Source organism: Pseudomonas sp. GW821-FHT01E05 (assembly GCF_059422425.1).
Genome location: NZ_JBWKWW010000003.1, coordinates 63,980 through 77,409 on the forward strand (window position 1 = coordinate 63,980; position 13,430 = coordinate 77,409).

Annotated in this window: 12 protein-coding genes; 3 read left to right on the top strand and 9 right to left on the bottom strand. The window is 59.1% G+C overall.

Annotated elements, in window-relative coordinates; genetic code table 11:
- Nucleotides 1-11: 11 nt before the first annotated feature.
- The 9 genes from AC07W5_RS06805 to AC07W5_RS06845 form a co-directional block, all read right to left on the bottom strand.
- Entirely contained in the window at nt 12-1,493 is a 1,482-nt protein-coding gene (locus AC07W5_RS06805) for an aldehyde dehydrogenase family protein (RefSeq protein ID WP_495023035.1), read from the bottom strand.
- Nucleotides 1,490-2,788 carry an NAD(P)/FAD-dependent oxidoreductase gene (locus AC07W5_RS06810; protein WP_495023036.1) on the bottom strand — a complete coding sequence of 433 codons (1,299 nt, stop codon included), beginning with the start codon at nt 2,786-2,788 and terminating at the stop codon, nt 1,490-1,492. The genes AC07W5_RS06805 and AC07W5_RS06810 overlap by 4 nt, the downstream gene beginning before the upstream one ends.
- Complete coding sequence (locus tag AC07W5_RS06815) at nt 2,785-3,828, bottom strand: 4-hydroxyproline epimerase (protein ID WP_495023037.1); 1,044 nt, start codon at nt 3,826-3,828, stop codon at nt 2,785-2,787. The genes AC07W5_RS06810 and AC07W5_RS06815 overlap by 4 nt, the downstream gene beginning before the upstream one ends.
- 60 nt (nt 3,829-3,888) lie before the next feature.
- A complete protein-coding gene (locus AC07W5_RS06820) occupies nt 3,889-4,770 on the bottom strand; it encodes a dihydrodipicolinate synthase family protein (RefSeq protein ID WP_495023038.1) in 882 nt (293 codons plus the stop codon).
- Nucleotides 4,771-4,808: 38 nt separating this feature from the next.
- Entirely contained in the window at nt 4,809-5,474 is a 666-nt protein-coding gene (locus AC07W5_RS06825) for an amino acid ABC transporter permease (RefSeq protein ID WP_494992251.1), read from the bottom strand.
- A gap of 10 nt (nt 5,475-5,484) precedes the next feature.
- Nucleotides 5,485-6,156 carry an amino acid ABC transporter permease gene (locus tag AC07W5_RS06830; protein WP_494992252.1) on the bottom strand — a complete coding sequence of 224 codons (672 nt, stop codon included), beginning with the start codon at nt 6,154-6,156 and terminating at the stop codon, nt 5,485-5,487.
- A gap of 11 nt (nt 6,157-6,167) precedes the next feature.
- Nucleotides 6,168-6,989: an amino acid ABC transporter ATP-binding protein gene (locus AC07W5_RS06835; RefSeq protein WP_495023039.1), complete on the bottom strand. Its 822-nt coding sequence runs from the start codon at nt 6,987-6,989 to the stop codon at nt 6,168-6,170.
- 52 nt (nt 6,990-7,041) lie between these two features.
- On the bottom strand, nt 7,042-7,884 hold the full coding sequence (locus AC07W5_RS06840) for a transporter substrate-binding domain-containing protein (protein WP_494992254.1): 843 nt from the start codon (nt 7,882-7,884) through the stop codon (nt 7,042-7,044).
- A 368-nt stretch (nt 7,885-8,252) separates the two neighbouring features.
- Nucleotides 8,253-10,259 (bottom strand): sigma-54 interaction domain-containing protein, encoded by a 2,007-nt coding sequence (locus AC07W5_RS06845; RefSeq protein WP_495023040.1) that lies wholly within the window; start codon nt 10,257-10,259, stop codon nt 8,253-8,255.
- Nucleotides 10,260-10,464: 205 nt separating this feature from the next.
- Between AC07W5_RS06845 and AC07W5_RS06850 the strand changes: the two genes are divergently transcribed.
- The 3 genes from AC07W5_RS06850 to AC07W5_RS06860 all read left to right on the top strand — a co-directional run bounded on the left by AC07W5_RS06850 (nt 10,465) and on the right by AC07W5_RS06860 (nt 13,315).
- Complete coding sequence (locus AC07W5_RS06850; RefSeq protein WP_495023041.1) at nt 10,465-11,472, top strand: Gfo/Idh/MocA family oxidoreductase; 1,008 nt, start codon at nt 10,465-10,467, stop codon at nt 11,470-11,472.
- An 11-nt stretch (nt 11,473-11,483) separates the two neighbouring features.
- Nucleotides 11,484-12,272 carry a TIM barrel protein gene (locus AC07W5_RS06855; RefSeq protein ID WP_494992257.1) on the top strand — a complete coding sequence of 263 codons (789 nt, stop codon included), beginning with the start codon at nt 11,484-11,486 and terminating at the stop codon, nt 12,270-12,272.
- Between the two features lie 116 nt (nt 12,273-12,388).
- Nucleotides 12,389-13,315, top strand: coding sequence for a sugar ABC transporter substrate-binding protein (locus tag AC07W5_RS06860; RefSeq protein ID WP_495023042.1), 927 nt, complete (start codon nt 12,389-12,391; stop codon nt 13,313-13,315).
- The last annotated feature ends 115 nt before the right edge of the window (nt 13,316-13,430 follow it).

Here is a 13,430-nt window from a genome sequence, read left to right on the forward strand (position 1 = left end):
AGCGAGATCCCTTACTTGATGTACCAGCCCCACGGTTGCTCACTGTCGTATCGAGTGATCTGCTTGGTTTCCAGATAATTGTTCAGGCCCCACTCCCCGAGTTCGCGACCGATCCCGCTTTGCTTATAGCCACCCCACGGTGCTTCGGTGAATGTCGGTTGGGAGCAGTTGATCCAGACGATACCTGCGCGCAGACGACGGGCAACTCGCTCGGCGCGCTCCAGATCCCGAGACATCACGGCTGCTGCCAGGCCGAAGCGCGAATCGTTGGCGCTACGCAGTGCTTGAGCTTCATCGTCGAAAGGACGAACGCAAACCACCGGCCCGAAGATTTCCTCTTGCCAGATCCAGCTGTCCTGCGGCACATCGGCAAAAATCGCCGGAGTCATAAAATAGCCCTTATCGCAATGTGCCGGACGAGTGCCGCCTGTCAGAAGCGTTGCGCCCTCTTCTCGACCTCGGGCGATAGCCTCCTGGACCTTGTCATATTGGCCGCGACTGACCAATGGCCCGAGCAGTACACCCTCACTCATGCCGTTACCGATGCTGATACGTTGCGTCTGCTCGATCAGACGCTTGAGCAGAGGCTCATACAGATCACGCTGAACAAGCACTCGGGAAGTGGCCGAACACACCTGGCCCTGGTTCCAGAAAATCCCGAACATGATCCATTCGACAGCGGCTTCGATATCGCTGTCGTTGAAGATGATGAATGGCGATTTACCGCCTAACTCCAGGCTGATGTTTTTGATATCGCGAGCAGCCGCTTGCATGATCCGGGTGCCGGTGGGAACGCTACCGGTGAAGGCCAGTTTATCGATACCGGGATGCTCGCCAAGCGGCGCGCCGGCATCCGGGCCCGAGCCTGTCACGACATTGAGTACCCCGGCGGGCAGACCCGCCTGATGGGCAATATCTGCCAGTTCGAGGGCGGTCAGCGGTGTCAGCTCCGACGGTTTGAGCACCATGCAGCAACCGGCAGCCAAGGCCGGTGCGACCTTCCAGGCGGCCATCAACATCGGGAAGTTCCAGGGAATGATGGCCCCGGCGACCCCCATCGGCTCCTTGCGTGCGATCGAAGTGAAGCGCTCATCCGCGAGTGAAATGCTCTGTTCACGGTGACCGTCCAAGTCGTCCGCCAAATCGGCATAAAAATCGAAACACCCCGCCGTATCACCAATGTCCCAAAGGGCTTCGGGCAATGGTTTGCCGTTGTCACGTACCTCAAGCTCAGCGAGTTTGTCCTGACGTTCGCGAATGCCACTAGCGATTGCCCGCAGAATCGTCGCACGTTCGGCTCCGGTCATTTTCGGCCACGGGCCTTCATCGAAGGCACGGCGCGCGGCCTTTACCGCCAAGTCGACATCTTCTGCCGTTGCCGCAGCGACTTGAGTGATGACCGACTCAGTGCAGGGGTCGACGGTGCCAAATGTGCCCCCTTTCTTCGGGCGAACCCACTGGCCATCGATATAGAGCTGGTCATAGGATTTCATGCGTGGTCTCCAAAAAGGGCAAAGCGCGTGGCGCTAAAAGGGCTCAAGTCCTGGGCAGGTGTACGACCGGCCACCATGTCGGCAATCAGTCGCCCGGTCGTCGCGCCCAAGGTCAGGCCGAGCTGGCCGTGGCCGAATGCCAGGAATACGTTCGATAAACGGCTGCTGCGGTCAATGACGGGTTTGGTGTCGGGAAGGAACGGGCGATAACCGACGCCATACTCGATGTTGTCCAGCTGCAACTGAGGCAGGATCTTTCGGGCTTTCTCAAGAATGATGTCGGCACGTTTGAAGTTCGGCTCGGCATTGGGGCTTGCGAACTCGATGGTTCCGCCGATCTGCAGGCCCCGAGTCATCGGGCTGAAGCAGAACCCGCCATCGGCATAAATCACCGAGTGACGAACCTCCACCCCAGGGTTGGGCAGCAGCACCTGATAACCCGCAATCCCGGCCAGAGGAACCTGCGTGCCGATCTGATCGAAGAACTGCCGTGAACCTGTTCCTGCCGCAATCACCACGTGCTCCGCCCCATAGCGCTCACCCGTCGTGAGGGTAACTCCGCTGGCGCGATCTGCCACTTCATCGATACGTTTGACCTGGCCACGCACACGAACGCCGCTCTGGTCGATAAAGCTTTGCGTCAGCGCTGCGATAAAGCCTTTGGTGTCGCTAACCGCGCGCCATTCCGGAAACAGCAGGCCATGGCTGAATTTACCCGCCAGGGATGGCTCAAGGTCGGAGATTGCGGCGCGGTCGAGCACCTCGGACTTGAAGCCCAGCGCCTTGCGCAACTCCAGATGAGGGCGTTCATGATCCAGCCCCGACGGCGAGTCGAACACCTCGATGATCGGCCTCTCCCCCATCAGGGTCTTGTCCGGGCATGCCGCCAGCAAGGGGGCGTAGTCTTCATAGACATGGTGTGTGAGTGTCGCCATGTCCTCGGAAATCTCGACGATTTTCGAGTGGCGAGCACAGGCCAGAAACCGCAGGAACCACGGCAGGATGCCGGGCAATGCGCCGGGTCTTAATGCCAGGGGGCCTTTCTGATCGAGCAGCCAACCGGGTATTTTCTTCAGGATCCCGGGCTTGGACAGCGGAATGACCTCGCTGACCGCCATCTGCCCGCAACTCCACTTTGCGGTGCTGTCACCCGCTGGTGCCGGGTCGATCAGGGTGACGGCATAACCTTCCCGCTGTAGATAAAGAGCACAGCAGACGCCAACGATTCCCCCGCCGACCACAACGGCCTTTTCACCCAGGGCGGGTGCTTGTGCAGCGGACTGCAGAGGTGTCATAGGGAAGTCTCTTGAGCAGTGGCTGGAGCGGCATAATCTTCCAGGCTGAAGCCATCCCACCAGGGTTGGGTATCGTCGACAATAAACTCGGCGCGCCCGGTGATCCATGCGCGCCCTTCTATGCTGGGGCGAATCGCGGAGCGACCATCTTCCAATTCAAGCTGCTGCGCCACGCGACCGACAAAAAAACTGCCAATCAGGCTTTCGTGGCGATAGGCAGCGTCTTCCGCCAGCCAGCCACGGGCAAAACGCTGAGCGACGCGCGCCGAGCTGCCGGTGCCGCATGGGGAGCGATCGATGAGACTGGCGCCGGCAATCACCACCGCCCGCCCCTGGGACTCCAATGACAGCGGTGCGCCTGTCCACATGCAGTGCTTGAGGCCTTTGATCGCCGGATTTTCCGGATGGACCACGTCCACGGACCGGTTGACCAGATCCTGGATTTGCCGACCCCATTCCAGCAACTGCTGCGGGCTGAAATGTTCACAACCCGGGTAGTTGGGTTGCACGTCGATGATGGGATAAAAATTGCCACCGTAGGCAATGTCGACCTGCAACATCCCCAATGGCGGAAAATCGATGGTCAAGTCACGGTGCAGCAAAAATGACGGAACATTGGTGAAGCGCACTGAGCTGATTTTGTCGCCGCTACGGGTGTAGGTTGCGTGGATCTGGCCTGCCGGAACATCCACCACCACGGTACCTGCAACCTTCGGAACAATCAGACCGGACTCCAGCGCGAAGGTAATGGAGCCCAAGGTGGCATGCCCGCACATCGGCAGGCAGCCGGAGGTCTCGATGAACAGCAGACTGAAGTCACTGTCGGCGCACATCGGCGGATAGAAGATCGTGCCCGACATGTGCGAGTGCCCTCGGGGCTCAAGCATCAAGGCGCGGCGAATCCAGTCGAATTCGGCAATGAAGTGTTCACGTCGCTCGCTCATGGTCGCGCCTGCAAGCGTCGGAGCACCGGCGACTACCATGCGCACGGGCATACCCTCGGTATGGCCTTCGATGCAGTCGAATACGTGTCGGGTCATGTCATATCACTCCGTAGGACCGCACCGGCCGTGCGTGGGCGACCGATGCGGCAAGCACCATTAACCCTGAGCCAGTTCGAAGGCCTTGCGGAAGCTCGCTTTCTCATCGACGGTCAGCGGCTGCAACGGCATCCGTGCATTGCCCGCGTCGAAACCGGCCAGTTCACAACCGTACTTGACCTTCTGAATGAACTTGCCGGACTCCATATCCGCCAATACCGGGAACAGCGAGCGCATGATCGACTGCGCACCTGCCAGGTCACCGCTGCTGTACTTGCTGTAGAAGTCGCACACCTGCCGGGTCAGGCAGTTAGCCGGACCGCAGATCCAGCTGGTCGCTCCCCACAGGAAGAAGTCCAGGGCCTGGTCATCGGAACCACAGGACAACTGGTAGTGATTTTTGTAGGTGCCGCCAATTTCGATGGCACGCAGCAGGTTGCCGCTGCTTTCCTTGATACCGATAACGCGCTCGTTGTCCTTGAACGCCTCCAGCACGCCGAAGCCGACTTCGACGTTGGTTCGAACCGGATAGTTGTACAAAACCACATTGATATCGGGCACTGCATCGAGAATGGCCTGGTAGTGGCCGATCAGCTCTTCCTGGGACGGCAGTGCGTAGTAAGGCGGAGCAATCAGCAGGTTGGTATAGCCCGCATCCCGGGTCTGCTTCACCTGCTCGATGACCTCACGGGTGCAGGACCCGTTGGCGCCGGCAATCAGCACACCACGGTCACCGACCACCTCTCGCACAGTGGCCAATACCTGACGCCGTTCTTCGTTGGTCAGCGCGTAATACTCACCGGTGGAGCCCAGGGGCACGAAGCCTTTGACACCGGCCTTGAGTTGAAACTCGATAATGTTGGAGAGCATGTCGTAATCGACAGTGCCGGACTTGTCAAAAGGCGTGACCAGAGCAGGCAGGATGCCTTTGAGTTGAGTCATTGAAGACACTCCACTTAAGTTGAATAACAGGGTTGGGGTTAGTACGCATAGCGTCGCAGCATCCGCGCCTCGATCACGCCGACCAGACGGGTCAACGGGAACGCCACGAGGAAATAGATGACCGCCACCGCCGAGAGAAACTCGACCGGGCGGGCCGTGCTGTTGGAGATGTTCTGGCCCACGAACATCAGGTCGGCGATCCCCACCGAGGAAATCAGCGCGCTTTCTTTGAATAGAGAAACCACGTTGGACAGCAAGGGTGGAATGCCCCTGAGCAAGGCCTGGGGAAACACCACAAAGATCGTTTTATTCCATGAGGCCAGCCCCAATGCGACGCACGCATCATGCTGTTCGCCAGGAATGGATTTCAGAGCGCCCCGGAAGGTCTCGCTGGTGATGGCTGCCATATACAGAGTGAGTGCCAGCAACACCGAAACGTAGGGAGGTACATCGATGCCGAACACCACCGGGAAGCAGAAAAACACCCAGAACAGCTGGATCAACAGCGGCGTACCGCGAAACAGTTCCACATACAGTCCCGCAGGTACGCTGATCCAGCGTGTGCGGGACGCTCGCAACAGACTCAGAAGAAAACCGCACAAACTGCCCAGAATGGCGCAACCCACGGTGAACGCCAGGGTCAGTGCCAGACCTTGTAGCAAGGATTGCCAGTAGGAGAACACCACAGTGAAATCGATATGCATGACATTCTCCTCAGCGCGCGAGCGCAGCGTCCTGACGACGCTCCAGCCACTGCACCAGCTGAGCGATGGGCAGCGACAGCGCGAAGTAGATGAGCGCAATCAGTGAATAGGTTTCCAGCGGTCGGTAGGCTTGGGTAGCAATGCTTTTGCCGACGTACATCAGGTCTGCCACTGCGACGATCGCCACCAGTGCACTTTGCTGAAGAATCGAGATGCCGTTGGTCATCAATACCGGTATGGCACTGCGCAATGCTTGCGGAAGAATCACGTAGAGCGTGCGCTGCCAAGGTCGTAGACCCAACGCAACGCAGGCATCCAGGTGTTCACGCGGTACTGCCTGAACGCCGGCTCGATAGGCTTCGGCGTTAAACGCCGTCAGATTCAGTCCCAGGGCCAGAACCCCCATGGTGATGGGGTCGATGAACACGTCGAACAGCATCGGCACGCAGTAGAAGAACCAGACGATTTGCAGCAATACCGGCGTGCAACGAAAGAACTCGATAAACAGCTGCGCGGGCCAACGCAGGAAAAACCAGCGACTCAACGTCATCAAACACAGACCGAACCCAAGCACCAGACCGACGACGTTCGATACCAGGGCCAGTTGCAGGGTGACTTTCAAGCCATCCCACAACAAACCGATATTGCCGTTCAGAAAGTTGAAGTCGAATTGATAATTCATGACTGCGCTCCTCAGCTCAGATGCAGCACTTTTTCCAGAAACTCGCGAGTGCGAGGTTCCTTGGGTTGAGTGAACAACTGATCGGGATGGCCTTGCTCGACCACTTTGCCGTTGGCGCAAAACACCACTCGGGTAGCGATATGACGGGCGAAATGCATGTCATGGGTGACGATGATCATCGCCATCTTCTGTTCGGCCAGTTGCAGCATCACGTTCTGCACCTCAATGACCATCTCAGGATCGAGTGCGGAAGTGACCTCATCGAACAGCATCAGCCTGGGCTCGAGCATCAGCGCCCTGGCAATCGCCACACGCTGTTTCTGGCCACCGGATAACTGGCTGGGGTAAACGTTGAGCTTGCTCTCCAGCCCCAGCCGGGCCAGCAACAGTCGAGCCTTCTCGATCGCCTGAGGCCTGGACAGGCCATGGACTTTCATGGGCGCAAGGATCAGATTGCCCAGAACGGACAGGTGTGAAAACAGCGTGTAATGCTGAAACACCATGCCCACCTGGGTTTGCAGTGAGCAGTCCATGGGTTTGCCTTTACCTCTGGCATTGCCATCGATATAGGGCTTGCCCTGAAACCTGATGGTTCCACCCTGGATGCTCTCGAGCCCCATCATGACCCGCAGCAAAGAGCTTTTCCCGCTACCGCTGGGACCAATGATGACCAAGCGGTCATCAGCGCGCATATCCAGATCGAGGTGGTCCATCACCACCAGATTTTCGCCATAGGACTTATAGACATCGCGCAGCTGAATGAACTCACTGCTCTTCGGATTGCAGGCGTGCAGGGGCCGTGGCGGCACCGCCGCTAGACTGGAAGCTTTCATCGAACATTCTCCGGGAGCGCGCAGCCCGCTGCGCGCTCGACATCGGCGGGGGTTACTGAGGGGTTTTGTCGGCGTTGGCGAGTTGCGAAGCCTTGTCGACCAGCGCATCGATTTCACCGGTCTCACGGCGTTGCGTGAGATAGATGTTCAACGTCTGCAGGTCCGCAGCACTGACGTCTCTGCGGATACCGAAGGCGACACCCTGCTTGGCCAAAGCGGGCTTGGGCAGGACTTCCTTCGACCAGTCCGGGTTGGCCACGGCGAACAGGTGGTTGGTGTCGCTGGCATCGACCAATACATCGGCCCGCTTGGACATGACGGCCAGACGCACTTCATCCATGCCCGGCAGGCGCATGATCTTGCCTTTCTTGACGACGGCTGAAATGGCCTTGTCCTGAGCCGTCCCGGACATCACTGCGAAGGTAACTTCTGGCTTGTCATAGTCGGCGACGGAGTTTGCGGCACCGGCAAATTTGGGATTGTCTTTGTTGATCAACAGCGACACTTGATAGTCAGTCGCCGGCACTGAAAAGCTGACAGCCAGAGCACGCTCGGGGGTCTGGTTCAGTGCCATGGCCATGTCCCACTTGCCGCCTTGCAGCCCTGCAACGAGGTTGTCCCAATTGGTATCGACGAACTCGACCTTCACCTTCAGCACTTTCTCGCCGAAGTCGCGGCACAGGTCCACGAAGTAGCCGCTGTATTCACCAGAGCGGGCATCGCGCATGACGTAAGGCGCGGCGACAGCAGCCCCGCACCGCAAGACCCCCGCCTTCTGAATGTCTTTCCAGAGTGATACATCAGCCGCCTGGGCTGGGACCTGGGTGAGCAACGCCCCGATGGCGGATGCGCAAACGAGCATGTTGCGGATGGAGCGAGTGAGGAACCGAGCCATTTTGACCTCTCCGATGATTTCGTTCTTGTAGGCAGGAAGGTACAAACTAACAACGTTGTGCGCCGTCATGTGTGCAGCGCTGTATGCAGATTAGATTTGAACGAATCGAACTGTCAACCGTCGTCGAAAATTTTTTATCGCAGGGTGACCGAGCGGTCGGATGACCGCTCTTGATGACGAGGGGGCTGGATTGTTTGCTCGATAGCGTCGAGGAGGTGATCAGGCTTGGTTACTGACACAGGGTGACGAACTGGCGATCATTCAGTGAGACAGGAGGCTCTCGCTGACTTGATTCAAGCAGCCCTGCAACGCCGTCGCGCGCCAGGCCACTGTGGTGGAGCACCTTGGGAAGGCGCTACAGAAGACAATCAGATGTTTGGTCCCGAACGAAAAGCATCGGCACTGAGTCCGAACCGGTTCATCTTGTTGTACAGCCCACCACGAGAAACATTCAGCTGCTTCGCGGCCAGCCGAATGTTACCGCGAGTGTCCCTGAGGGCCGTGATAATCGCATTCATCTCATGGGTTCCCAAGTCCAGGGCAGCCCTGGGCTCTGGCAAACTTCCCAACGCCGGCCGGCGCAGCCCCTGCATGATTTCGAGAGGAAGATCACTCGGCTGGATCAGCCCGGTAACCGCCAGATTGGTCGCGCGCTCGATCGTGTTTTCCAGCTCGCGAACATTACCCGGCCAAGTGTGGGCTGAAAGAATATCCAATGCCGCCGGCGAGATCCCCTGCACAGGCTTGCGCAGCGACTGGGCACAGCGATTGAGAAAATGCCGCGCCAGCAATGGAATGTCCTCCCGGCGCATCCGCAGCGGCGGAACCGTAAGGTTCAGCACATTGAGCCGGTAATAGAGATCCTCGCGGAAGGCGCCATCGGCAACCGCCTGGCTCAGATTGCGGTGCGTGGCTGCAATGATGCGTACATCCACATGCTGCGACTTTTTCGCGCCAACGCGAGTCACCTCGCCTTCTTGCAAGACTCGCAGCAGGCTGACCTGGGCATCGAAAGACATGTCACCGATCTCGTCCAGGAAGATCGTTCCGCCATCGGCCAATTCGAACTTCCCGGCAGACCCTCCGCGGACCGACCCGGTGAAGGCGCCCTCGACATGACCAAACAGTTCGCTTTGCACCAGATCTCGCGGAATAGCCCCGCAATTGACGGCCACGAAAGGACCGCTGGAACGGTCACTGGCGTTATGGATGGCCTGTGCGAACAACTCCTTGCCGGTCCCGCTTTCCCCCAGGATCAGCGTGGTCGAGTCACTGCGACTGGCAATCCGTCCCAGACGCAGCGCATCCTGTATGACGCGCGAGCTTCCCTGAATGGTCTCGAAGGTATAGCTGGCTTGAGTCCCTATGATCCGCCGGGTGATTTCCCGGATACGCCGGCTCTCCCGCAACGAGACAATGTGCCCGCCCTGCTCCAGGGAACACACGGACACCAGGCATGCCAGGTGACTACCATCGTGCAGCTCAAAGGTGCAATCCAGATCCCGTAGCCCCTCGCCGCTGCGCAGCAGAATTTCGTCAGTCAGCTCGCTCTGCCCCAGACGCTGGAACGGGCACCCCAACAGATCCCGACCCACCCGGAACAATTGACGGGCATAGCGGTTGAGCGCCTTGATGCAGCCCCGCTCATCCAGCACCACAAGCCCCTCGTTCAGCACTTCAAGGACGGTCTGCTGTTCTTCCAGCAGCGTCTGCAGCGCCATCTGTCGCGAGACGGCTTCGGCCGCCGCCTGGACAGTCCCCAGCGTGTGGAAATGGAACCAGCCCGGCTCCGCGGTCAACGTCAGAATGGCCAGGGTCGTGCCCTTGGCATCCCTGATCGGCGCGGCGGCACAATGCATGCGTCGCTGACGCAGGCCAGTCGCGAAATTTTCCTGCGCCAGCACATACACCAATCGGTCTTCGGCAATCGCCAGTCCCGTGCAGTTGGTGCCCTGCACCGACTCCAGCAGCCGGCTGCCCACCGGCGTAAGGTCCAGACCGCAGAAGTAAAGGGTCGTCCCTTCGGCATCGGTGAGGTTGATATGCCCCCTGGGGTTGTAAGCCAGCAGCCCGCTCATGACCTCTGCCGCCACCCCGATCAATACGCGATTGACCGCAAGTGTTGCAGCCAGCACGTCGGGATCAACAAAACGGTATACAAAATCATCAGGGTTGAGGCCGGCCCTGACGCTGCGCAGCCAGGAGTCCCAAATGGCCCGTCTGACCCCGGCAGGTCGATCAGTGCGACCCTTCAGGCAAGCCTGCCAGGCCTGGTCCAGCTCGGCGATGGGTCCTTCATTCAAGGACGCCGGCCCGATGGCCGTAATGTAATCGAGGTCTTCCAGGCTGAAGGCCATGAGCGGTTGGTTAGCCATCATTGAGATCCGCACCAATGTTCATATTTTTGACATGTCATTATAGACATGTCATTCCAATGAACACTCCCTCTCTTTCAATCTGAAATATTTATATAAATATCAAATAGTTACAGATTGGCACAGGCCTTGCTCAGGAGCTTATACCAGCGAGGACAGTTCTTGCTGCACCGCCACCTGAACAACAATAAAAAGGAGTCACTTCATGAATACACCCAAGACCATCCGCCTTGGACTCATCGGCGCCGGCCGCATGGGCAGCTTTCACGCCCAGACCGCTGCTCGACACATTCCCGGTGCTTGCCTGGCCGCCATTGCCGACCCCACACCCGGTCAAGCCGCACGCCTGGCGGCAGAATTGGCTGTGCAACGGGTCTATACCGATCCACAGCAACTGCTCGAAGACCCGGAAATAGACGGTGTATTGATCGCCGCCCCGGCCCGTAGCCATGCCGAATTGGTGATCAGCGCTGCCCGGGCCGGCAAAGGCGTCTTTTGTGAAAAACCCATGGCCATCACCCTTGACGAGGCCGACCGCGCCATCGCCGCGGCCGCCGAGGCACGAGTGCCGCTGCAGGTCGGCTTCAACCGCCGCTTTGCCAGAAGCTTCCGGGCAGCCCATCTGGACGTGGTCGCCGGTCGCATCGGCACGCCTCAGTTACTGCGCTCGCTGACCCGCGATCCAGCGCTGCATAACCCGGCCGCCTCGCCGCAGTGGGTGATTTTCCTGGAAACCCTGATCCATGACTTCGATACCCTGCGCTATCTGAATCCAGGCGCCAAGGCTGTCGAGGTCTATGTCATGGCCGATGCCCTGGTTGCACCGCAATACAAGGACAAGGGCCTGCTGGATACCGCTGTTGTCACGATCCGCTTCGACAACGGCGCCATCGCGACGGCCGAGGCCAATTTCCAGGCGGTCTATGGCTACGATGTTCGTGGGGAAGTATTCGGTAGTGCCGGCATGCTGACCATGGGCAGCATCAATCACTCTGACATGGTTCGCTACCTGGCTGACGGCATCCAGGCCGACACCCAGCGCATGGACACCGACCTGCTGCGCGATGCCTACATTGCCGAGCTCAATCACTTTGTCGATTGCCTGCGCACCGGTGAGAAACCACTCGCCAGCGGCGAAGATGCCCGGGCCGCACTGGCCATTGCCCGCGCCTGCATCGAGTCCGTCCAGCAGGGCAAACCTGTCCGCCTGTAAGGAGCACACGCATGAGCTTTACACCCTTCAAACTGGCGATCAGTGCCGAGATGGTCTTCCTGGATCTCCCGTTCACAGAGCGCGTCAAACGTATTCATGCGCTGGGCTTCAGCGCCGAACTCTGGGACTGGACCACGAAGGACATTGCGGCCCTGGTCGCCACCGGCGCTGACTTCACCTCCATGACCGGCTATATCTCGGGCAACCTGACCGATCCCGAGGACATCAAGCACCTGCTCGACAGTGCACGGGAATCGCTGGCCGTGGCCGCACAGCTGAACTGCCCCAGTCTTAACCTGCATGGCAGCGGCCTGGACGACAAAGGCCTGCCGGTCAAACCTGTGGCCCACACCAACGGACGTATGTGGCTGAGCGCCTGCAAGACCCTGGAAAAAATCGCCAGGCTGGGGGAAGAGGCTGGCAGGGTATTCTTGCTGGAAAACCTCAACACCCAGGTTGACCACCCCGGCACCCCCTTCGCTCGCGCCGAAGAAACCCTGGCCCTGATCGAAGCCGTGGGCAGCCCGCACCTGAAGATGAACCTGGACCTTTACCATGCCCAGATCGGCGAAGGAAACCTGATTGAACTGATCCAGCGCGCCGGCCCGGCCATTGGAGAAATCCAGGTCGCCGATGTCCCCGGACGCATGGAGCCTGGCACCGGCGAAATCCATTATCCAGCCATTGCCAGAGCTTTGTTGCGCATGGGATACACCGGTGTCGTCGGGCTAGAGGGTTGGGCCTCTGGCGACTCGGAACAGGCACTTGAGCGCTTTCGGCAAGCCTTCACGTTTGATTGACGAGGCCGGCAACGCCTGGGACCTCACTGGCGCTCTCGGCAGGTTTGATGCAGAGAGCGCCAGAAACGCCTCACCTTTGATGAATTTCAACTCATAACAACAAAAGGAAAACCATCATGCGACGTTGCACACTGTTTATTGCCTCGCTGCTGCTCCTCAGCAGCCAATGGGCCCTCGCCGACTATCGCATTGGCGTGAGCATTGCCAGGGTGGACGATAACTTCATGACCTATGTGCGCAGCGGCCTGGAAACGGCCGCCAAACAGGAGAAGGTACAGATCCAGTTCGAGGACGCTCAGGGTGACGTGGTGCGTCAGCTGAATCAGATCGAAGGCTTCCTCAACCAGAAAGTGGATGCGGTCATCGTCCTGCCCGTGGACACTGCCGCCACCGCCAACATGACCCGCGCCGCCGTCGCGGCGAAAACACCACTGGTCTACGTCAACCGCCGCCCGGACGAGCGCGTCTTGCCCAAAGGCGTGGTCACCGTGGCGTCCAACGACATCGAGGCCGGACAACTGCAGATGCGTTACCTGGCCGACAAGATGGGTGGCAAAGGCAACCTGGCGATCATCATGGGCGACCTGGCGCAAAACGCCACCCAAGGCCGAACCGATGGGGTCAAAGATGTGCTCAAGGACTATCCCGGGATCAAGATCGTCGAGCAGCAAAGTGCCGAGTGGCAGCGCAACAAAGGGATGGACCTGACCAGCAACTGGGTGCTCGCTGGCTCAAACTTCGATGCCATCGTCGCTAACAACGACGAGATGGCCATCGGCGCGGCCATGGCCCTGCAACAGGCCGGCAAGGCCAAAGGCTCGGTTCCGGTGGTCGGCATAGACGGCTTGCCTGACGGACTGGCGGCCATCAGACGCGGCCAGTTGGCGGCCTCGGTGTTTCAAGACCCCAAAGCCCAGGCGACCAGCGCCCTGCAAGCCGCCATCAAAATGATCAAAGGCGAACCGGTCGAAGCGAATGTCTGGGTGCCCTTCAAGCTGATCACGCCGGACCTGGTGGCGACTTACGAGCAGCACTTTAAATAGTGCCAAGCGGGGGGACGTGGTTCAGCCACTTCCCCCAGGCTGACATGACCCATCACAATACCAACACACGGTGTCATACAGGCCTTGTCATGCCCTGGTTAAAATTTTGCAGACA